Origin of the sequence: Streptomyces sp. NPDC053069 (genome assembly GCF_044546895.1) — a bacterium.
Taxonomy (GTDB): Bacteria; Actinomycetota; Actinomycetes; order Streptomycetales; family Streptomycetaceae; genus Streptomyces.
Genome location: NZ_JBITZN010000002.1, coordinates 208,626 through 228,331, shown reverse-complemented (window position 1 = coordinate 228,331; position 19,706 = coordinate 208,626). Strand labels below are relative to the sequence as shown.

Below are 19,706 nucleotides of genomic sequence, written 5' to 3'. Positions count from 1 at the left end.
GGCTGCGGGCCCGCCCGTGCAGGGCCCGCACACGCCGGTGCCGCCCCTTGAGGGGGCGGCACCGGAGGGATGAGGGGGCGTCAGGCGGCCGAACCGGCCTTCCACTGGGCCCAGCTCATGTTCCAGCCGTTGAGGCCATTGTCCGGGGCGACCATCTTGTCCCCCGTGTTCTGGACGACCACCACGTCACCGACCAGGGAGTTGCTGTAGAACCACGCGGCCGGCGTGCTCGCGTCGCCGGCGCCCTTGACGTCCTGCAGACCGATGCAGCCGTGGCTGGTGTTGACGCTGCCGAAGACGGAGGGCCCGCCCCAGTAGTTGCCGTGGATGAAGGTGCCGGAGTTGGTCAGGCGCATGGCGTGCGGCACGTCCTTGATGTCGTACTCGCCCTTGCCGTCGGAGTCCTTGAAGCCGACCGTCGCGCCGTTCATGCGGGTCTGCTTGAACTTCTCCGAGATCACCATCTGGCCCTCGTAGGTGGTGTGCTCGGGGGCGCCTGCGGAGATCGGGATGGTCCTGACGACCTTGCCGTCCTGCGTGACCTTCATCTGCTTGGTCTTCGCGTCGACGTAGGAGACCTGGTTGCGGCCGATGTGGAAGGTGACCGTCTTCTGCTGGATGCCCGTGACTCCGGGCGCGGCCTCGACGCCGTCGAGCGCGAGTTTCAGGGTGACGGTGGAGCCTGCCTTCCAGTACTGCTTCGGGCGGCAGTCCATGCGGTTGGCGCTGAACCAGTGGCAGGCGACCTCCTGGCCGCTGCTGGAGCTGACCGTGATGCCCTTCTGCACGGCCGCCTTGTTGGTGATCGCCTTGTCGAAGTTGATCGAGACCGGCATGCCGACACCGACCGTGGAACCGTTGTCCGGGGTGAAGGTGCCGATGAAGCTGTTGGCCGGGGAGACCGTGGTGAAGGACGCGTTCTCGTTGGCTATGCGGCCCTGGGCGTCCTTGGCCTCCGCGGCGACCCTGTAGGTGGTGGAGCGCTGCAGCTGGACGGTCGGCTTCCAGCTCTTCCTGTCGGCGGAGAGCTGCCCGGCGACTGCCTTGCCGTCCTGGGTGGTCATCGTGACGCCGGTCAGTGTGCCCTTGGCGACCGTGACACCGGCCGAGTTGTTGATGGAGGCGTTGTCGGAGCCGTCCTTGGGTGTGATGGTGATCTGGGCCTCGGACGACTTCTTGGCCGCTGCCTCGTCGGCCTTCGCCTGCGAGCTCTTGCCGTCGTCGGACGCCTTGGCGTGGCCGCCGCCGGAACAGCCCGTGAGTGCCAGCACCCCACCGAGCAGTGCGGACGCGACCGTCAGGCCCTTGCGCCGCTTACTGTCCGTCATCACACGCTTCTCCATCGTTGCCGAAATCGAAAACCCCGAGACCCCCGTTGCGAACCTTCCACGCTACGGACGATCCGTCCTGTTTCACATGGTTCGCATGTGTTAGGCGCACCACGCCGGCCACGGTCGCCCGAGGCTGGTGGTGCTGAGTCGTCCGTGCGCCCCCTGAGACGGCGAAACCCCGGACGGCGGTTGCCGTCCGGGGTCATGACTGCCCCGGGACGCTCAGCCGATGCCGTCCTCTTCTTCGTCGTCGTCTTCCCCATCATCCTCGTCGAGATCCCAGTCGGGCGAATCAGGGTCGTAGTCGATCCGCTCACTCGACCAGGACGCCTGCTGGACTTCCACCCCGGGCACCTCGCTGACCAGGTCGAACGGGTCCACGAGATACGCGAGGGCCTCCGCGGTGTCGTCCGTCACAGCCCCCTCGGCCTGGGCCCGCTCCGCCTCCGGAAGCTCCGTGTCCCGGCCGACCCTGCGCAGCGCGGCCTTGGTCACCTCGTCCTCGTCCTGCACTTCGAGGACGACCTCCACCCGAAGCCGTACAAAACGTGATGTCTCTTCAGCGCTCATGCCGGGAGCGTACGACTGAAACCTCCCGTGACTTTCCTGTGACCCGCGACTTTCACTAACATCGCTCCACACGGCCAATTCGCCAGCGTCACAAGGGGATCGATATTCCGTGTCATCCGCTCGCCGTCCGCTGCTGACCGCCACCGCCGCGGGCACCCTGCTGTGCGCGCTGTGGTTCGTCCCGTCCGCGAAGGCCTCGCAGGACCCGGCCAGAGCGAACACGGAATCCACCACGACCCATGTGACACAGCAGGCCAGGGCGGTGTCGCAGGCGGCCGCGGACAGCGCACGGGAGGCGGCGGACGACACCGAACTCGCCGACACCGGCAGCCCCGACACCACGCCGTACATCGTCGGCGGCACCCTTTTCCTCGGCGTCGGTGCCGGGTTCGTGGTGTATTCGGTGCGCCGTGAACGCATGGGGTTTTAATCACCCTTGACGATTCTTTGACAGTGCGCACATAGTTCGCCCATGAAGAGATCATCGGGCGTGCGACTGTGCGCCACCGCGGTGCTGGGTGCGCTGTCGCTCGCCCTTGTCACGGGCTGCTCCGGCAAGGATGCGGCGAAGCCGGCCGTGCAGGCGCCGAGCGCCACGGAGTTGAAGAAGCTGATCATCGCCGACGGCGAGGTGCCGGGGTACAAGGTGGGGCCAGTGCCGGCCTCCCGCGCCAAGCCGATCACCACCGACAGCGCGCCGTGCCGGCCGCTGGCCCGCGTGATGAGCGGCCTCCCGCCGACCGAGGCGGCGGCGAAGACCGACCGGCTGGCCATGGAGAACGCGAAGAAGTCGCCCTCGGCCAAGCCGACCTCGCCGGACGACCTCGACGGGAAGAAGTTCGAGGAAGCCATGCACAAGTCCCTGGACCGGGACGTCACCACGGTCACCCTTGCCTCGTACGACGGCGACGGCGCCGAGAAGGCCCTCGCGTCGGTCTCCGCCGCCGTCAAGGCCTGCGCGAGCGGCTTCCCCGGCAAGCAGGCGGGGACGAAGGCGCAGTTCACCAAGGTCGCCGCGGAAAAGGCGACCGACGCCGGGGACGGGGCGGTGGCGTTCACCGCGACGATGGACTCGGACGACGGGGATGCGGCCCCCGTCCACGCCGAGGTCGTCAGGACCGGGACCACCCTGTCGGTCTACTTCACGTCCAACCTGGGCGCGATGATGGACAAGAAGGCGTACGCGGTGTCACCGGAGGTCGTCAAGGCCCAGCAGGCCAAGCTGAAGTGATGTGACGACAGGGGTCCCGCACGCGGCGGGGCCCCTGTCGTCCTGCCGGGACGTTACTGCAGCGGGCCGGTGACGGCCTCCACCGCGGCGACGAGGTGCCCGCCGCGTACGAACGCGTCGGCGGCGGCCAGGTCGGGCGCCAGGAACCGGTCGGGGCCCGGGCCCTGCACACCGGCGGCGCGCACGGCCTCGATGACGGCCTGGGAGGCCGGCGCCGGGGTGAGGCCCTCGCGCAGCTCGATGGCGCGGGTGGCGGCGTACAGCTCGATGGCGATGATCCGGGTGAGGTTGCCGACGGCGGTGCGCAGCTTGCGCGCGGCCGACCAGCCCATGGAGACGTGGTCCTCCTGCATGGCGGAGGACGGGATGGAGTCCGCGGAGGCCGGTACGGCCAGCCGCTTCATCTCACTCACCAGGGCGGCCTGCGTGTACTGGGCGATCATCAGCCCGGAGTCGACGCCCGCGTCGTCGGCGAGGAACGGCGGCAGCCCGTGGCTGCGGTTCTTGTCCAGCAGCCGGTCGGTGCGGCGCTCGGCGATGGAGCCGAGGTCGGCGGCGGCGACGGCGAGGAAGTCCAGGACGTAGGCGACCGGGGCGCCGTGGAAGTTGCCGTTGGACTCCACGCGGCCGTCGGGCAGCACGACCGGGTTGTCGACGGCGGAGGCCAGCTCGCGCTCGGCGACCAGCCGGGCGTGTGCCATGGTGTCGCGTCCCGCACCGGCGACCTGCGGGGCGCAGCGCACCGAGTAGGCGTCCTGGACGCGGGGCGCGTCGTCCTGGTGGTGCCCGGTGAGCTGGGAGCCCTTGAGCACGGCGAGCATGTTGGCGGCGGAGGCGCCCTGCCCGGGGTGCGGCCGGATGGCGTGCAGCTCCGGTGCGAGCACCTTGTCCGTCCCGAGCAGCGCCTCCAGGCTGAGGGCGGCGGTGACGTCGGCGGACTTGTAGAGGGTGTCGAGGTCGGCGAGGGCCATGATCAGCATGCCGAGCATGCCGTCGGTGCCGTTGAGAAGGGCGAGCCCTTCCTTCTCGCGCAGCTCGACGGGCTGGATCCCGTGCTCGGCGAGCAGCTCGCCCGCGGGGCGGACCGTGCCGTCGGGGCCCTCCGCCTCCCCCTCGCCCATCAGGGTCAGGGCGCAGTGGGACAGCGGGGCCAGGTCACCGGAGCAGCCGAGGGAGCCGTACTCGTGCACCACCGGGGTGATCCCGGCGTTCAGCACGTCGGCCATGGTCTGCGCGACCTCGGGCCGCACGCCGGTGTGCCCGGAGCAGACGGTCTTCAGCCGCAGGAACATCAGGGCCCGTACGACCTCACGCTCCACCCTCGGCCCCATGCCGGCGGCGTGCGAGCGGACGATGTTGCGCTGCAGCTGGGCGCGCAGTTCCTGGCTGATGTGCCGGGTCGCCAGGGCTCCGAAGCCGGTGGAGACGCCGTAGACCGGGTCCGGCTTGGCCGCCAGCGCGTCCACGATCTCGCGGGCCGCCGCCAGGGCCGCCACCGCCTCCGCCGACAGCTCGATGCGGGCACCGCCGCGCGCCACGGCGAGAACGTCGGACGCCGTGACACCGGACGTCCCCACCACCACAGTGTGCATATCCATATTCAGGAGCGTACGCATTGAATGCGGGGATGTCACTAGTGGGGAACAGGGGCACCCCTTACCGATCCGTGTGGGCTTCGCCTCACGGGCGGCGTCCCCGGAACCGGCGCCGCTCGCCCTGCGAGGGCGGCGGCTCGTCCGCCAGCCGTACGACCGGATCCTGAGGCCCCTCGCGCCCCGCGACCACCGGCCGGTCGACACCCAGCGCCTTGGCCCGGTACTGGGCGGCGTCGGCGAGCCGGAACAGCCGCCGGGCGTCGTGCACCTCCCCGATCGGGTCCTCGGTCGAGGCGATCCCGCACGCCACGCCCTCCCCGGGCTCCAACTCCGCCGCCCTCCTGCACAGTTCGTCGGCGGCCTTGACCACGTCGTCGGCGGGCGGCCCGACCGCCAGCAGACAGAACTCGTCCCCGCCGAGCCGTGCCACGAGCGCACCCGGCACCATCGCCCCGCACAGCGACAGCACCGAGCCGAAGCGCTCCAGGAGCCGGTCGCCGACGGCGTGCCCGAGGGTGTCGTTGACCCGCTTCAGCCCGTTGAGATCACAGACGACGAGGCTGACGGCCGCACCCTCCGTACGGTGCCGCTCGACGGCTTCCTCCAGGCGTACGTCCACGGCGCGGCGGTTGGCGAGTCCGGTGAGGGCGTCGGTGTACGCGAGCCGGCGGGCCTCCTCCAGCCGCTCGGTCTGCGCGAGCCCGGCGGCGACGACGGCGGCCAGCACGGTGGCGAAGTCGGCGTCGGCCCGGTCGAACAGAGGGGCGTCGACGGGACGGGCGACGTACAACTCGCCCCAGGCCCTGCCATGCAGCACCACCGGCGCGACGACACAGCAGCCGCGGCCTCTGCGGCGCAGGGCGGCGACGCGCTGATGGAAATAGCCGGGAGTGCCGGCGGCGGTTCCCTCGGCGGTCTCCACCCAGGCGTTGGGTCCGCCCCCGCCGGCCCACCGCTCGTGCAGGAACTCGGTGATCTCCGGAAACTGGTGCACCGGGTAGGCCTCGGACTCGGGGAACTCCTCCTCGTCCGGGCGCCGGTCCCCCACGTTCACGAGGACGCGCAGGCGGCCGAGCTCCCGCTCCCACACCGACAGCGCAGCGAAGCCGCCGTCCAGCGCTCGGCACGCGCCGAGCGCTGCGGCATGCCACGAGTCCCGCGGAGTGTGGGCCGCCGCCATCCCCTGCGCCAGCGCCACGACTGCGGCCAGCCGCCTGTCCTCGCCCATTACTCCAGATTAGGGAGGATTTGGGGGTTGCGGGACATGGGTGGGGCGAACAGGTGGTGAGCCCTGCGGTGCGAGGGGCTCGGGTCCGATGCGGCCGCTCGCGCCCACGCGGCGCAGCCGCCGGTCGAACACGGCCCCGCGCCCCTTACGGGCACAGCCCCGCCTACTCCCCCGGCCACTGCGGCTTGCGCTTCTCGTTGAACGCCGCCACTCCCTCCGCCCGGTCACCGGAGAACGCCACAGAACGCCACGCCGCGTCCTCGACCTCCAGCCCCGCCCGCAGATCCAGGCCGTGCCCCAGCCGCAGCGCCCGCTTGGCGGCCCGTAGCCCGACCGGCGAGTTACCGGCGATGCGCGCGGCCAGCACGAGGGCCTCCTCCCGATCGCGCCCGGCGTCCACGACCTGGTCGACCAGCCCCAGTTCGACCGCCTCCGCCGCCTCCACCCGCCGCGCCGAGAAAACCAGCTCCGCCGCACGCGCCGCCCCGACCCGCCGCGGCAGCAACTGCGTACCGCCGCCGCCGGGAATCACGCCCACGGACACCTCCGGCAGCCCCACCACCGCCGTACGGTCGGCCACGATCAGATCGCAGGACAGGGCCAGTTCGAACCCCCCGCCCAACGCGAACCCGTGCACCGCGGCGATCGTCGGCATCGGCAGCTCCAGCACCCCGGTGTACGCCCCGCGCGCCACCGGCCGCTGCCGCAGCAGATCGGCGTCGCTGAAGGAGTTCCGCTCCTTCAGGTCCGCCCCGACGCAGAACGCCCGCTCATGGGACGAGGTCAGCACCACCACCCGCGCGTCCCGGTCGGCGGCCAGCGCCGTGCACGCGGCGGCGAGGGAGCGGGCCATCTCCGTCGAGACGGCGTTCATGGCCTTGGGCCGGTCCAGCACCAGCTCCGCGACGAACCCGTGCCGCCGTACCAGCACGAACTCCCCGAACCGCTCCTCGCTCATGACACCCTCCGGCTCACGTGTTAACGCGGGTTAACCACTGTCGGCCCGATCATCGCAGCCGGACCCGGCCGCGGAAAAGCCCAGGGGGCTACGCCCGTTCGAGTGACATCCCGGCCGTCTCACCCCACATCGCCCACAGGAACGCATAGCGTGCGTCCGCCACGGCACGCCGGGGCGGGCGGCGGGGAGGGGAACCATGTCACTGATACGTGCACAGTCCCGTACGGAAACGGAACCGGAGCAGCGGCGGGAGCCACAGGAGCACGGCGAGCCGGTCGGCGCGCCCGCCGTACGACGCGGACGGCACCGCAAGCCGCGCCCCCGCAAAGTACTGCTCGCCGCCGGCGGACTCGCCCTGGCCGCAGGTGTGCTCAGCCTGGTCCGGGTCGCGCCGGACTCGGGCGCCGACGTCCCGGGCACGACCGAGGCCGGGCCCCGCCCCGACGCGGACGGCGGCACCACGGACCCCGCGGCGAACACCGCCGTCACGGTCGCCGCCGCCCCCACCGCGCTGCCCTCGGCGACCTCCGTCATGGGCGGCCGGAGCCTCCCGCCGACGGCCGCCCGTCCGGCCGGCGCCCGTCCCGGCCCGCACACGCCCGCGGTGCCGCACGGCGGCACCGCCGCACCGGGCACCACCGCCGGCGGACCGGCCGCCACCCGCGGCACCCCGTCGCAGCCCCGGGCGACGCCCTCCGCCCAGCCACCTGCCCCGACCGCCTCCCGGACCGCACCGCCCAGCCCCGCACCCAGCCGCAGCACGGCGGACCCGGGTACGGACGGACTGTGCGTGCCGGTGCTCGGCCTGTGCGTGGACCGAGGGGGCGAGAGGTCTACGACTGGCCGTCGCGGCGGGTGAGCAGCCAGGGCTCGACCACGCCGAGCCCGCGGACCGGGCGCTGCCACATCGGCTGGAGCGCGAAGCGGTACACCGGCGGCTCCTCGCCTTCCTTCTCGGCGGCCGCCGCGGCCTCCGCCGCCTCCGCCTCGGAGACGGGCGCCTCGCCGGAGCGGATCAGTTCCTCCGCGAAGGCGCTGTCCACCAGGACGGCGTCCCGCGGGGCTATCGAGGTCAGCCGGGAGGCCAGATTCACCGTCGTACCGAAGACATCACCCATACGGGTGGTGACCGTGCCGAACGCCATGCCGACCCGGAGCTCCGGCATCGTCTCGTCGTTCGCCAGCGTCTCGACCAGCCGCAGCGCGATGTCCGCGGCGATACCGGCGTCGTCCGCCGCGTACAGCACCTCGTCGCCGAGGGTCTTGATCAGCCGGCCGCCGCGCGCGGCCACCAGGTCGGCGGCGGTCGTCTCGAACGCCTCGACCAGCTCACCCAGCTCCTCCTCCTCCATCCGGCGGGTCAGCCGGGTGAACCCCACGAGGTCGGCGAAGCCGACGGCGAGCCGCCGGTCGACCATCTCCTCGTCGTCCGCCGACTGCACGACCCGTCCGGCCGAGGCGGCGAGTTGCCGGCGCCAGACGTAGACCAGGAACTCCTCCAGCTCGGGCAGGAGCAGCTCGACGATCGGGTACGTCACCTCGGTACGGGTCATTCCGGGCTCGGGCGGCTCGGTCAGGCCCTCCAGGAAGGAATCCATCTGCCACTCGGCCAACCGGGCGGTGGTCTGCCCGGTGGACCGGGCCACCTGCACCGCCATGGCCTCGCTGAGCAGCCCCGCCTCGACCAGACCGGCGAGGCGGCGCAGGGCCAGTACGTCGGCCTCGGTGAGCGCCTTGGCCTGGCCGATGTCGGCGAAGCCCATGGCCCGCCAGAACCGTGACGCCAGCTCCATGGAGACGCCGGCGCTACGGGCCGCCTGGAACGGGGTGTAGCGGCGCTCGGCGCCCAGGATGAGCTGTTCGAGGCGCAGGGCCAGCGGATCCTCGCCGGGGTCGGCGGCGTCCGCGCCCGCGCCGGAGCCCGTGTCGTCGACGGTCACGCCTGCTGCCCTTCCGATCTGCCGCGGTCACGTTTCGACCGGCCTCAACTCTACGGCAGGTGTGCGCCAGCTCACTCCGTTGGGTTCGGCCGGGGGGATGTGCTCGGTACCGGGTAGGTGCCGTTTGCCTCTGTGCTGTGCCGGAGAGGTCCGGGGGAGTCATCGCCGTCGCGGAGTGCGGGGCGGTCGTGGCTGGTCGCGCAGTTCCCCGCGCCCCCGGGGAGCTGCAGCCGGCCGCGGCGCGACCCCCCGGCCGGCACGGACCTACGCGGGACGCAGATGCACGATGTCCCCCGCCCCCACAGGCTCCCGTACACCCTTCTCCGTCGCGATGACCAGCCGTCCGTCCCCGTCGATCGCCACCGCCTCGCCCACGATCGACCGCTCTCCGGGCAGCTCGGCCCGCACGGTGCGCCCCAGCGTCGCGCACCCCGCCGCATAGGCCTCCTGAAGACCACTCAGCGTGGGATCACCCCCGGCACCCCGCCACCGCCCGTACCACTCCTCCAGCGACCGCAGCACCGCCCGCAGCAGCGGATCCCGGTCCGTGCCCGCCGCCCCGGCCAGCGCCAGCGACCCCGCCTGCGGCACCGGCAGTTCCTCCGCCCGCAGCGTGACGTTGATGCCGACACCGATGACCACACCGCCCTCACCGGCCCGCTCCGCGAGGATGCCGCCGGCCTTGCGCTCCTCCCCGCCCACGGTCACCAGCAGGTCGTTCGGCCACTTCAGCGCCGTATCCACGCCCGCCCCCCGCGACAGACCCGCCGCCACCGCGACGCCGGTGAGCAGCGGCAGCCAGCCCCACCGCGCCACCGGGACCTCGACGGGCCGCAGGAGCACGGAGAAGAACAGGCCCGAGCGCGGCGGTGCCGTCCAGCGGCGGTCCAGACGGCCCTTCCCCTCCGTCTGCTCCTCCGCCACCAGCACCGCGCCCTCACCTGCCTTCCCGGCGGCGGCCCGGGCGACCAGGTCGGAGTTGGTGGAGCCGGTGCGCTGCACCACGTCCACCTCGCGGTACAGGCTTCCCTCCCGGACCAGCGCACGCCGCAGTGCCACGGCGTTCAGGGGCGGACGGTCCAGGTCGGACCAGCGGCTGTCGTCTGATGCATTGTGCGGCGTCATGCAAGTCACCCTAGGTGTGGGAAACGCCGCACTGCCGACCCACAGGCCCAGCACTACTCTACGGATGAGTAACCGTCCCCCCTTTTGAGCAGGCAGGGAGCCGCATCCCGATGTCCGAGCCGGAAGAGATCGACATTCACACGACCGCTGGCAAGCTGGCGGATCTCCAGCGCCGCATCCACGAGGCGACGCACGCCGGCTCGGAACGCGCCGTCGAGAAGCAGCACGCCAAGGGCAAACTGACGGCCCGTGAGCGCATCGAGCTGCTGCTGGACGAGGGGTCGTTCGTCGAGCTGGACGAGTTCGCCCGGCACCGGTCCAGCAACTTCGGACTGGAGAAGAACCGGCCGTACGGCGACGGCGTCGTCACCGGGTACGGCACCGTCGACGGACGCCCCGTCGCGGTGTTCTCGCAGGACTTCACCGTCTTCGGCGGCGCGTTGGGCGAGGTCTACGGGCAGAAGATCGTCAAGGTCATGGACTTCGCCCTGAAGACCGGCTGCCCGGTCATCGGCATCAACGACTCCGGCGGCGCCCGCATCCAGGAAGGCGTCGCCTCCCTCGGCGCGTACGGCGAGATCTTCCGCCGCAACACCCACGCCAGCGGCGTCATCCCGCAGATCAGCCTGGTCGTCGGCCCCTGCGCCGGCGGAGCCGTGTACTCCCCGGCCATCACCGACTTCACGGTCATGGTCGACCAGACCTCGCACATGTTCATCACCGGCCCGGACGTCATCAAGACCGTCACCGGCGAGGACGTCGGCTTCGAGGAGCTGGGCGGGGCCAGGACCCACAACACGGCCTCCGGCGTGGCCCATCACATGGCCGGCGACGAGAAGGACGCCATCGAGTACGTCAAGCAGCTGCTGTCGTACCTGCCGTCCAACAACCTCTCCGAGCCCCCGGTCTTCCCCGAGGAGGCCGACCTCGCCGTCAGCGACGAGGACCGCGAGCTGGACACCGTCGTGCCCGACAGCGCGAACCAGCCGTACGACATGCACACGGTGATCGAACACGTGCTGGACGACGGCGAGTTCTTCGAGACGCAGTCCCTGTTCGCGCCGAACATCCTCACCGGGTTCGGGCGGGTCGAGGGCTTCCCGGTCGGCATCGTCGCCAACCAGCCCATGCAGTTCGCCGGCTGCCTGGACATCGACGCGTCCGAGAAGGCCGCCCGGTTCGTGCGCACCTGCGACGCCTTCAACATCCCGGTGCTGACCTTCGTGGACGTGCCGGGCTTCCTGCCGGGCGTCGACCAGGAGCACACCGGCATCATCCGGCGCGGCGCCAAGCTGATCTACGCCTACGCGGAGGCCACGGTCCCGCTGATCACCGTCATCACCCGCAAGGCCTTCGGCGGGGCGTACGACGTCATGGGCTCCAAGCACCTCGGCGCCGACCTCAACCTGGCCTGGCCCACCGCCCAGATCGCCGTCATGGGCGCCCAGGGCGCGGTCAACATCCTGCACCGCCGCACCATCGCCGAGGCGGAGGACGTCGAGGGCACCCGGGCCCGCCTGATCCAGGAGTACGAGGACACCCTCCTCAACCCCTACGTCGCGGCCGAGCGCGGTTACATCGACGCGGTGATCATGCCGTCCGACACCCGTGCCCACATCGTCCGCGGCCTGCGTCAGCTGCGCACCAAGCGGGAATCCCTGCCTCCGAAGAAGCACGGCAACATCCCCCTCTAAGGAGCCGCTGTGACGATCAAAGTCGTACGGGGCAACCCGACCCCGGAGGAGCTGGCCGCCGCCCTGGCGGTGGTCCGCGCCCGCGCCGCGGCGGCAGCGGCAACGCCGCCCGGCGCGGAGGGCCCGAGGGACGCCTGGTCCGACCCGGCACGGATCGCGGCGTCCCACCTGCCCAAGCCGGGGCAGGCGTCCTGGACCCGCACGTACTGGCCGAGCTGAGGCAACACGGCGCGCCAATTGAGTACCGATACTCAGGCGCCCACCCCCCACCGGGCCGCAGGCTGGACGAATGCTCTGGTCAGACCCGGAAAACGAGCCGCCGAAGGACCTGCGCGAAGCGCAGGCGATGCTTCGGCGGCTCGGCTTTCTGATGGCCTTGGCCATGATCCTGGCGATGGTCGTCATCGGCCTGAGGTGAGCCGGCCGGCGCCCCGCGACTAACCTGACCGCATGACTGCTACGGACCGCAGGTCTACGCGCCGCCGCCTGATCCTCGCCTCCGCCTCCCCCGCCCGGCTGGGCCTCCTGAGGCAGGCCGGTCTCTCACCGGAGGTGATCGTCAGCGGCGTCGACGAGGACGCCGTCACCGCGCCCACCCCGGCGGAGCTGGCGCTCGCCCTGGCCGAGGCGAAGGCCTCGGTCGTGGCGGCGAAGCCGGAGGTGCAGGGCGCCCTGGTGATCGGCTGCGACTCGGTGCTGGAGCTGGACGGGCAGGCCTTGGGCAAGCCCGCCGACGCCGAGGAGGCGACCGCCCGCTGGAAGGCGATGCGCGGGCGGGCGGGCACCCTCCAGACGGGTCACTGCATCTGGGACACGGCGGCCAAGCGGTACGTGTCCGGGACCGCATCCACCGTCGTCCGTTTCGGTGAACCCAGCGACGAGGAGATCGCGGCGTACGTGGCGTCCGGCGAGCCCCTCTACGTCGCCGGGGCCTTCACCCTGGACGGCCGTTCGGCGCCGTTCATCGAGGGCATCGAGGGCGACCACGGCAATGTGATCGGCATCAGCCTGCCCCTGGTGCGCAAGCTGCTGGCCGAACTGCACGTGGGCATCACGGAGTTGTGGTCGCCGGACGAGTGATCCGGGCGGGCCCGGAGTCCCGCGGCTCGCCGGGCCCGTCGTGCACGTCCTGCGGCGCGTCCGTACGGGGCCCCGGTACGGACGCCGGGCCCGTGGCCGCAGCCGGGGCCGAGGCCGGCTCGGCCTCCGTCTTCGGGTCGCCGTCCTGCCCCGCTCCACCGCCGGAGACATCCCGCCGCGGGCCGCCGTCCTGGTCGTACGTCATCAGGAGCAGGACGACGAGGCCGAGTACGACCACCATGAACAGGAACGCCGTCCAGCCGACCAGGCCCCAGACGAAGGCCCCCAGCAGGCCGTGGACGACCGCCACGCTGATCAGCAGGACGCGGCCGAAGCCCGCGGGGGCGCGGTCGCGGATCGCGACCAGGACGGCCACCAGCGCGCACAGCGCGAAGTAGAGCCCGAAGACGACGCCGCCGACCTTCGAGGACGTCGCCATCGTCGACGGGTCGAGGCCGGCCAGGGACATGTCCTGGCGGTCGACCACCATTCCGAGGAACCAGTTCAGCGCGGCGATGAAGACGCCCTCCGCCAGGAGGACGACCGCCACGACCCATGCCACCGGTCTGCGCACCACCGGTCCCCACCCACTCTCGAGCCAGCGACTTGTTACCACAGGTACGTTCGAGCCATCGCGAACGCTACTAACGGGTAAACCCAGGGACAAGGGTTTGCGCGCCAGCAAAGAATCATTGGGCCATTCGTAGGGACTCGACAAAGAAACTGAGTGGGCCGCAGCACGCTCTCACAGAGACCTTGACCACATGACAGGGCTAGGGTTTCCCGGAGGAGTCCTGCGTACGCGGGCGCGACATGGGATTTCACGGGTCGAGCGAGCCTCGAACTACGCTCCGTGTGGGCAAGCTCACCATTGGGGACGGGTCGAAGTGCCGTGTCGGCAGTCCCTAAACTCGGCTTGTTTCAAGGAGGGAGCCTCAATCGTGCGCAAGGTGCTCATCGCCAACCGTGGCGAAATCGCTGTCCGCGTGGCCCGGGCCTGCCGGGACGCCGGGATCGCGAGCGTGGCCGTCTACGCCGACCCGGACCGGGACGCTCTGCATGTCCGCGCCGCGGATGAGGCGTTCGCTCTGGGCGGTGACACTCCGGCCACCAGCTATCTGGTCATCGACAAGATCCTGAACGCGGCGCGTGAGTCCGGCGCGGACGCGATCCATCCCGGCTACGGGTTCTTGTCGGAGAACGCCGACTTCGCGCAGGCGGTGCTGGATGCGGGTCTGATCTGGATCGGCCCGCCGCCGCAGGCCATCCGTGATCTGGGTGACAAGGTCGCCGCCCGGCACATCGCGCAGCGTGCCGGCGCGCCTTTGGTCGCCGGTACGCCCGATCCGGTCTCGGGGGCGGAGGAGGTCGTGGCGTTCGCCCAGGAGCACGGCCTGCCCATCGCGATCAAGGCCGCGTTCGGTGGCGGTGGCCGGGGTCTGAAGGTCGCCCGGACCCTGGAGGAGGTCCCGGAGCTGTATGAGTCGGCGGTGCGCGAGGCGGTCGCCGCGTTCGGCCGTGGGGAGTGCTTCGTCGAGCGCTACCTGGACCGGCCCCGGCACGTGGAGACCCAGTGCCTGGCCGACAAGCACGGCAACGTGGTCGTCGTCTCCACCCGTGACTGCTCCCTGCAGCGCCGTCACCAGAAGCTGGTCGAGGAGGCCCCGGCGCCGTTCCTGTCCAAGGAGCAGGTCGCCGAGCTGTACCGCGCCTCCAAGGCCATCCTGAAGGAGGCCGGCTACCAGGGTGCGGGCACCTGTGAGTTCCTGGTCGGCCAGGACGGCACGATCTCGTTCCTGGAGGTCAACACCCGCCTGCAGGTGGAGCACCCGGTGACCGAGGAGGTCGCCGGCATCGACCTGGTGCGCGAGATGTTCCGCATCGCCGACGGCGAGGAACTCGGCTACGACGACCCGGTGCTGCGCGGACACTCCTTCGAGTTCCGCATCAACGGCGAGGACCCGGGCCGCAACTTCCTGCCCGCCCCGGGCACGGTCACCCGTTTCGACGCGCCCTCCGGGCCGGGTGTCCGTCTGGACGCCGGTGTCGAGGCGGGCAGCGTGATCGGTCCGGCCTGGGACTCCCTGCTCGCCAAGCTGATCGTGACCGGCCGTACCCGCAAGGAGGCCCTGGAGCGGGCCGCCCGCGCCCTGGACGAGTTCCAGGTCGAGGGCATGGCCACCGCGATCCCCTTCCACCGCGCGGTGGTGAGGGACCCGGCGTTCGCGCCGGAGCTGACCGGCTCCGACGACTCGTTCACGGTCCACACCCGCTGGATCGAGACCGAGTTCGTCAACGACATCAAGCCCTTCGCCGCTCCCGCCGACACGGAGGCGGACGAGGAGAGCGGGCGTGAGACGGTCGTGGTCGAGGTCGGCGGCAAGCGCCTGGAGGTCTCCCTGCCCTCCTCGCTGGGCATGTCCCTGGCCCGTACCGGCCTGGCGGCCGGCGCCAAGCCCAAGCGCCGCGCGGCCAAGAAGTCCGGCCCCGTCGCCTCCGGCGACACCCTCGCCTCCCCGATGCAGGGCACGATCGTGAAGGTCGCGGTCGAGGAGGGCCAGGAGGTCAAGGAGGGCGACCTGGTCGTCGTCCTGGAGGCCATGAAGATGGAACAGCCCCTCAACGCCCACAAGGCGGGCACCATCAAGGGCCTGACCGCCGAGGTCGGCGCCTCCCTCACCTCCGGCGCCCCGATCTGCGAGATCAAGGACTGACGGCAGGCTTCACAGACGCCCGGTGGACCGACAGCTTCGGTCTGCCGGGCGTCGTCCTTTGCCCGAGGGTGGGGACGGCTTTCCGAGACCCGGGGGACGCCTCACGTCCCTGAGGGGCAGCCGGCCTGAAGGGGACGGGGAACTGCGCGACCGGTCCGGGCGGACCCGCACCAGCCCGACGACCTGAAGCCCTACGGCAAGTCGGGCGACCTCAGCGCCGTCGCAGATCAGCGACACGCCCGCGCTCAGCTGACGCCGGCTCCCCGAACCCCGCCCCCGGCCGAAGCGCCATCCCCCTGCGCGGCCCCGGCAGCGGAGCACGCCGCGCCGGGGCCTGCTCACCCCCCGAAGGGACTCCGTTCGCCCCGGCCACGGCGATCTGCACCCCCTGGTCGGCAAGAGCCTGCAACTCCATGCCGGCGCGGTCGTCGTTCGCGGGGGGCTCGTCGGTGACCAGACGGGTGATGACATCGGTCGGCACGGTCTGGAACATCGTGTCCGTACCGAGCTTGGTGTGGTCGGCGAGGACCACGACCTCCGCGGCAGCCTGCACCAGCGCCCGGTCGACGGACGCCGAGAGCATGTTGGACGTGGACAGCCCGCGCTCGGCGGTGAGCCCGCTCCCGGACAGGAAGGCCTTCGACACCCGCAGCCCCTGCAGGGACTGCTCCGCGCCGGAGCCGACGAGGGCGTAGTTGGAGCCGCGCAGGGTGCCGCCGGTCATCACGACCTCCACCCGGTTTGCGTGGGCCAAGGCCTGAGCCACCAGCAAGGAGTTGGTGACGACGGTCAGGCCGGGCACCCGCGCGAGCCGGCGGGCCAGCTCCTGCGTGGTGGTACCCGCGCCGACCACGATGGCCTCGCCCTCTTCGACGAGGCCTGCCGCGAGGTCGGCGATGGCGGTCTTCTCGGCGGTCGCGAGATGGGACTTCTGCGGGAAGCCGGATTCTCGCGTGAACCCGCCCGGCAGTACCGCACCGCCGTGCCGGCGGTCGAGGAGTCCTTCGGCCTCCAGCGCCCGCACGTCCCGCCGTACGGTCACTTCGGAGGTCTGGACGACGCGGGCGAGCTCACGGAGCGACACGGCACCGTTCGCTCGCACCATTTCGAGGATCAATTGGCGACGTTCAGCAGCGAACACGAAACTGACAGTAACCCCAGCGACCGTCTGCTTTCAGCAGTTTGCGCCGAATAACAGAAGTTGTTCGCGTGACAGGTCGGGAAGTGGTATAGGACCTAGTCGCCCCGACTATGCCGTACGCACACGCGGCGACTCCCCGTGACCAGCGGGAAGCCGGAACCGGCCGTCAGACCTCCGCGCCGGCCTTGCGGGTGTGCAGCTGCCGGGCCACCTCGGCGATCGACCCCGAAAGGGAGGGGTACACCGTGAACGCGTTCGCGATCTGCTCGACCGTCAGATTGTTGTCGACGGCGATCGAGATGGGGTGGATCAGTTCCGAGGCGCGGGGCGCGACGACCACACCGCCGACGACGATGCCCGTACCCGGCCGGCAGAAGATCTTCACGAAGCCGTCCCGGATGCCCTGCATCTTGGCGCGGGGGTTGCGCAGCAGGGGCAGCTTGACGACCCGGGCGTCGATCTTGCCCGCGTCCACGTCCGCCTGCGTGTAACCGACCGTCGCGATCTCGGGGTCGGTGAAGACGTTGGAGGAGACCGTCTTCAGGTTCAGCGGGGCCACCGCGTCGCCGAGGAAGTGGTACATGGCGATACGTCCCTGCATGGCGGCGACGGACGCGAGGGCGAAGACACCGGTCACGTCACCGGCCGCATAGACGCCGGGAGCGGTCGTCCTGGACACCTTGTCGGTCCAGATGTGCCCCGACTCGCGCAGCTTCACGCCGGCCTCCTCCAGGCCGAGCCCCGCGCTGTTCGGGATCGCACCGACGGCCATCAGACAGTGCGTGCCGCTGATGACACGCCCGTCGGCCAGCGTCACCTCGACCCGGTCGCCGACGCGCTTGGCGGACTGCGCGCGGGAACGGGCCATGACGTTCATGCCGCGGCGCCGGAAGACGTCCTCCAGCACGGCGGCGGCGTCCGGGTCCTCGCCCGGCAGCACGCGATCCCGGGAGGACACGAGGGTGACCTTGGATCCCAGGGCCTGGTAGGCGCCGGCGAACTCGGCACCGGTCACACCGGAGCCGACCACGATCAGCTCTTCCGGCAGTTCGGTGAGGTCGTAGACCTGGGTCCAGTTGAGGATGCGCTCGCCGTCGGGCTGGGCGTCGGGCAGCTCGCGCGGGTGGCCGCCGGTGGCGATGAGGACGGCGTCGGCGGTGAGGGTCTCCTCGGTGCCGTCGGCGGCGGTGACGACGACCTTCCGGGACCCGTCGAGGGCCTGCATGCCGTCCAGCCGGCCGCGGCCGCGCATGACCCGGGCGCCGGCACGCGTGACGGAGGCGGTGATGTCGTGGGACTGGGCGAGCGCAAGCCGCTTCACACGGCGGTTGACCTTCCCCAGATCCACCCCGACGACCCGGGCCGCCTGCTCCAGCGGAGGTGTGTCGTCGGCGACGATGATCCCCAGCTCTTCGTACGACGAGTCGAAGGTGGTCATCACCTCGGCCGTAGCGATGAGCGTCTTCGACGGCACGCAGTCGGTCAGCACCGACGCTCCGCCCAGACCGTCGCAGTCGACGACGGTCACCTCCGCACCGAGCTGGGCGGCCACCAGGGCCGCTTCGTATCCGCCGGGTCCGCCACCGATGATCACGATCCGAGTCACGTACTCCATTGTCCCGCACCCTTCAAGGTGCTACTGCCCCGGGGCGCACGGAAGCTTCGGCTGGGACACGAGTGACCCGCGTTTCCCCTGCCGTACCCTCTGTGCATGTCGCTCTATGCCGCGTACGCCGGCAACCTCGACGCGGGCCTGATGTCCTTCCGCGCCCCGCACTCCCCGCTGCGCGCCACGGGCTGGCTGAACGGCTGGCGGCTGACGTTCGGCGGCGAGCACCTGGGCTGGGAGGGCGCGCTGGCGACGATCGTCGAGGACCCCCTCGCGCAGGTCTTCGTCGGCCTGTACGACATCGCACCCATGGACGAGGAGTCCCTCGACCGGTGGGAGGGCGTGGCGGACGACCTCTACCGCCGGGTGCGGGTGCGCGTGCACACCCTCGACGGCGAGGAGACGGCGTGGACGTACGTCCTCAACGGTTACGAGGGCGGTCTGCCCTCGGCGCGCTACCTGGGCGAGATCGCCGACGCGGCGGAGTCCGCCGGGGCACCCCACGACTATGTGATGGAACTCCGCAAGCGCCCCTGCTGAGCCGCTCCGGCGGCTTCCTGCGGGTTTGCCTGCTGTTCGTGGAAAACGACAAGGCAACGATTCCAATCCCGTGAGCTCTGTCATCTACGCGCGTAGGCGAAGACGAGCTACCCTCGTCGGCGTGAACGCATTTCTTCTTCCGGACGACATCCAGGGCGACCCCTACGCCGCCGCCGACGCCGCCGCCGCGCGCCTGCGCGAACTCACCGGCGCCGAGACCCACGACGTCGCCCTCGTGATGGGCTCCGGCTGGGCTCCGGCCGTCGACGCCCTGGGCGCGCCCGACGCCGAGTTCCAGGTCACCGAGCTGCCCGGCTTCCCGCCGCCGGCCGTCGAGGGGCACGGCGGCAAGGTCCGCTCGTACTCCTTCGGTGACAAGCGCGCGCTGGTCTTCCTGGGCCGCACGCACTACTACGAGGGCCGTGGCGTGGCCGCGGTCGCGCACGGCGTCCGTACGGCCGTCGCGGCGGGCTGCAAGACCATCGTGCTGACCAACGGCTGCGGCGGTCTGCGCGAGGGCATGCGCCCCGGCCAGCCGGTCCTGATCAGCGACCACATCAACCTGACGGCGACCTCCCCGATCGTCGGCGCGAACTTCGTCGACCTGACGGACCTCTACTCGCCCCGCCTGCGCGCCCTGTGCAAGGAGATCGACCCCTCCCTGGAGGAGGGCGTCTACGCGCAGTTCCCCGGCCCGCACTACGAGACCCCGGCCGAGATCCGCATGGCCCGCGTCATCGGCGCGGACCTGGTCGGCATGTCCACGGTCCTGGAGGCCATCGCCGCGCGCGAGGCGGGCGCCGAGGTGCTGGGCATCTCCCTGGTCACCAACCTGGCGGCCGGCATGACCGGCGAGCCCCTCAACCACGAGGAGGTCCTCCAGGCGGGCCGCGACTCGGCTGCCCGGATGGGCGAGCTGCTGGGCCAGGTGCTGGGCAAGCTGTAAGCGC

The 19,706-nt window shown here is 71.3% G+C and carries 19 protein-coding genes and 1 pseudogene; 10 read left to right on the top strand and 10 right to left on the bottom strand.

Annotated elements, in window-relative coordinates:
• Window positions 1-80: 80 nt before the first annotated feature.
• Both ACIGXP_RS04670 and ACIGXP_RS04665 read right to left on the bottom strand, forming a co-directional pair.
• On the bottom strand, window positions 81-1,328 hold the full coding sequence (locus ACIGXP_RS04670) for an Ig-like domain-containing protein (RefSeq protein ID WP_363217337.1): 1,248 nt from the start codon (window positions 1,326-1,328) through the stop codon (window positions 81-83).
• Between the two features lie 225 nt (window positions 1,329-1,553).
• On the bottom strand, window positions 1,554-1,901 hold the full coding sequence (locus ACIGXP_RS04665) for a hypothetical protein (RefSeq protein ID WP_363217338.1): 348 nt from the start codon (window positions 1,899-1,901) through the stop codon (window positions 1,554-1,556).
• A 109-nt stretch (window positions 1,902-2,010) separates the two neighbouring features.
• Between ACIGXP_RS04665 and ACIGXP_RS04660 the strand changes: the two genes are divergently transcribed.
• Together ACIGXP_RS04660 and ACIGXP_RS04655 are read left to right on the top strand one after the other, a co-directional pair.
• Window positions 2,011-2,331, top strand: a complete 321-nt coding sequence (locus tag ACIGXP_RS04660; RefSeq protein WP_363217339.1) for an LAETG motif-containing sortase-dependent surface protein — start codon at window positions 2,011-2,013, stop codon at window positions 2,329-2,331.
• Window positions 2,332-2,373: 42 nt separating this feature from the next.
• Complete coding sequence (locus ACIGXP_RS04655; protein ID WP_399763975.1) at window positions 2,374-3,132, top strand: hypothetical protein; 759 nt, start codon at window positions 2,374-2,376, stop codon at window positions 3,130-3,132.
• 53 nt (window positions 3,133-3,185) lie between these two features.
• On the opposite strand, the gene hutH is transcribed toward ACIGXP_RS04655, so the two are convergent.
• The 3 genes from hutH to ACIGXP_RS04640 form a co-directional block, all read right to left on the bottom strand.
• The gene (gene hutH, locus ACIGXP_RS04650) at window positions 3,186-4,724 is read right to left on the bottom strand and encodes a histidine ammonia-lyase (protein ID WP_399764837.1); all 1,539 of its coding nucleotides are present in this window, start codon (window positions 4,722-4,724) and stop codon (window positions 3,186-3,188) included.
• Window positions 4,725-4,812: 88 nt separating this feature from the next.
• A complete protein-coding gene (locus tag ACIGXP_RS04645; protein ID WP_399763971.1) occupies window positions 4,813-5,955 on the bottom strand; it encodes a diguanylate cyclase domain-containing protein in 1,143 nt (380 codons plus the stop codon).
• A gap of 163 nt (window positions 5,956-6,118) precedes the next feature.
• A complete protein-coding gene (locus ACIGXP_RS04640) occupies window positions 6,119-6,913 on the bottom strand; it encodes an enoyl-CoA hydratase/isomerase family protein (RefSeq protein WP_399763968.1) in 795 nt (264 codons plus the stop codon).
• Between the two features lie 196 nt (window positions 6,914-7,109).
• On the opposite strand from ACIGXP_RS04640, the gene ACIGXP_RS04635 reads away from it, so the two are divergent.
• Window positions 7,110-7,772 carry a hypothetical protein gene (locus ACIGXP_RS04635; RefSeq protein WP_399763965.1) on the top strand — a complete coding sequence of 221 codons (663 nt, stop codon included), beginning with the start codon at window positions 7,110-7,112 and terminating at the stop codon, window positions 7,770-7,772.
• Here ACIGXP_RS04635 and ACIGXP_RS04630 read toward each other — a convergent pair.
• Window positions 7,747-8,853, bottom strand: a complete 1,107-nt coding sequence (locus ACIGXP_RS04630) for an adenylate/guanylate cyclase domain-containing protein (RefSeq protein WP_363219867.1) — start codon at window positions 8,851-8,853, stop codon at window positions 7,747-7,749. The two genes, ACIGXP_RS04635 and ACIGXP_RS04630, sit on opposite strands and share 26 nt — an antisense overlap.
• Window positions 8,854-9,117: 264 nt before the next feature.
• Window positions 9,118-9,978: a biotin--[acetyl-CoA-carboxylase] ligase gene (locus ACIGXP_RS04625; RefSeq protein ID WP_399763961.1), complete on the bottom strand. Its 861-nt coding sequence runs from the start codon at window positions 9,976-9,978 to the stop codon at window positions 9,118-9,120.
• 110 nt (window positions 9,979-10,088) lie between these two features.
• Here ACIGXP_RS04625 and ACIGXP_RS04620 point away from each other — a divergent pair, with 110 nt between their 5' ends.
• The 4 genes from ACIGXP_RS04620 to ACIGXP_RS04605 all read left to right on the top strand — a co-directional run bounded on the left by ACIGXP_RS04620 (window position 10,089) and on the right by ACIGXP_RS04605 (window position 12,752).
• Window positions 10,089-11,672 carry an acyl-CoA carboxylase subunit beta gene (locus tag ACIGXP_RS04620; protein WP_363219870.1) on the top strand — a complete coding sequence of 528 codons (1,584 nt, stop codon included), beginning with the start codon at window positions 10,089-10,091 and terminating at the stop codon, window positions 11,670-11,672.
• A 9-nt stretch (window positions 11,673-11,681) separates the two neighbouring features.
• Window positions 11,682-11,891, top strand: coding sequence for an acyl-CoA carboxylase epsilon subunit (locus tag ACIGXP_RS04615; protein WP_363219871.1), 210 nt, complete (start codon window positions 11,682-11,684; stop codon window positions 11,889-11,891).
• 70 nt (window positions 11,892-11,961) lie between these two features.
• Window positions 11,962-12,090, top strand: coding sequence for a morphogenic membrane protein MmpB (gene mmpB, locus ACIGXP_RS04610; protein WP_363219872.1), 129 nt, complete (start codon window positions 11,962-11,964; stop codon window positions 12,088-12,090).
• 32 nt (window positions 12,091-12,122) lie between these two features.
• On the top strand, window positions 12,123-12,752 hold the full coding sequence (locus ACIGXP_RS04605; protein ID WP_363219873.1) for a nucleoside triphosphate pyrophosphatase: 630 nt from the start codon (window positions 12,123-12,125) through the stop codon (window positions 12,750-12,752).
• Window positions 12,753-12,837: 85 nt separating this feature from the next.
• Here the strand turns inward: ACIGXP_RS04605 and ACIGXP_RS04600 are convergent.
• Window positions 12,838-13,329, bottom strand: a pseudogene (locus ACIGXP_RS04600) (hypothetical protein); the annotation flags it as partial.
• Between the two features lie 364 nt (window positions 13,330-13,693).
• On the opposite strand from ACIGXP_RS04600, the gene ACIGXP_RS04595 reads away from it, so the two are divergent.
• Window positions 13,694-15,466: an acetyl/propionyl/methylcrotonyl-CoA carboxylase subunit alpha gene (locus ACIGXP_RS04595; RefSeq protein ID WP_399763956.1), complete on the top strand. Its 1,773-nt coding sequence runs from the start codon at window positions 13,694-13,696 to the stop codon at window positions 15,464-15,466.
• A gap of 211 nt (window positions 15,467-15,677) precedes the next feature.
• Here ACIGXP_RS04595 and ACIGXP_RS04590 read toward each other — a convergent pair whose 3' ends face one another.
• Both ACIGXP_RS04590 and ACIGXP_RS04585 read right to left on the bottom strand, forming a co-directional pair.
• The gene (locus ACIGXP_RS04590; RefSeq protein ID WP_399763954.1) at window positions 15,678-16,607 is read right to left on the bottom strand and encodes a DeoR/GlpR family DNA-binding transcription regulator; all 930 of its coding nucleotides are present in this window, start codon (window positions 16,605-16,607) and stop codon (window positions 15,678-15,680) included.
• A gap of 166 nt (window positions 16,608-16,773) precedes the next feature.
• Window positions 16,774-18,222, bottom strand: a complete 1,449-nt coding sequence (locus tag ACIGXP_RS04585) for an NAD(P)H-quinone dehydrogenase (protein ID WP_363216889.1) — start codon at window positions 18,220-18,222, stop codon at window positions 16,774-16,776.
• A gap of 96 nt (window positions 18,223-18,318) precedes the next feature.
• On the opposite strand from ACIGXP_RS04585, the gene ACIGXP_RS04580 reads away from it, so the two are divergent.
• Together ACIGXP_RS04580 and ACIGXP_RS04575 are read left to right on the top strand one after the other, a co-directional pair.
• Window positions 18,319-18,756 carry a gamma-glutamylcyclotransferase gene (locus tag ACIGXP_RS04580; protein ID WP_399763951.1) on the top strand — a complete coding sequence of 146 codons (438 nt, stop codon included), beginning with the start codon at window positions 18,319-18,321 and terminating at the stop codon, window positions 18,754-18,756.
• A gap of 121 nt (window positions 18,757-18,877) precedes the next feature.
• Complete coding sequence (locus ACIGXP_RS04575) at window positions 18,878-19,702, top strand: purine-nucleoside phosphorylase (protein ID WP_399763948.1); 825 nt, start codon at window positions 18,878-18,880, stop codon at window positions 19,700-19,702.
• Window positions 19,703-19,706 lie beyond the last annotated feature (4 nt).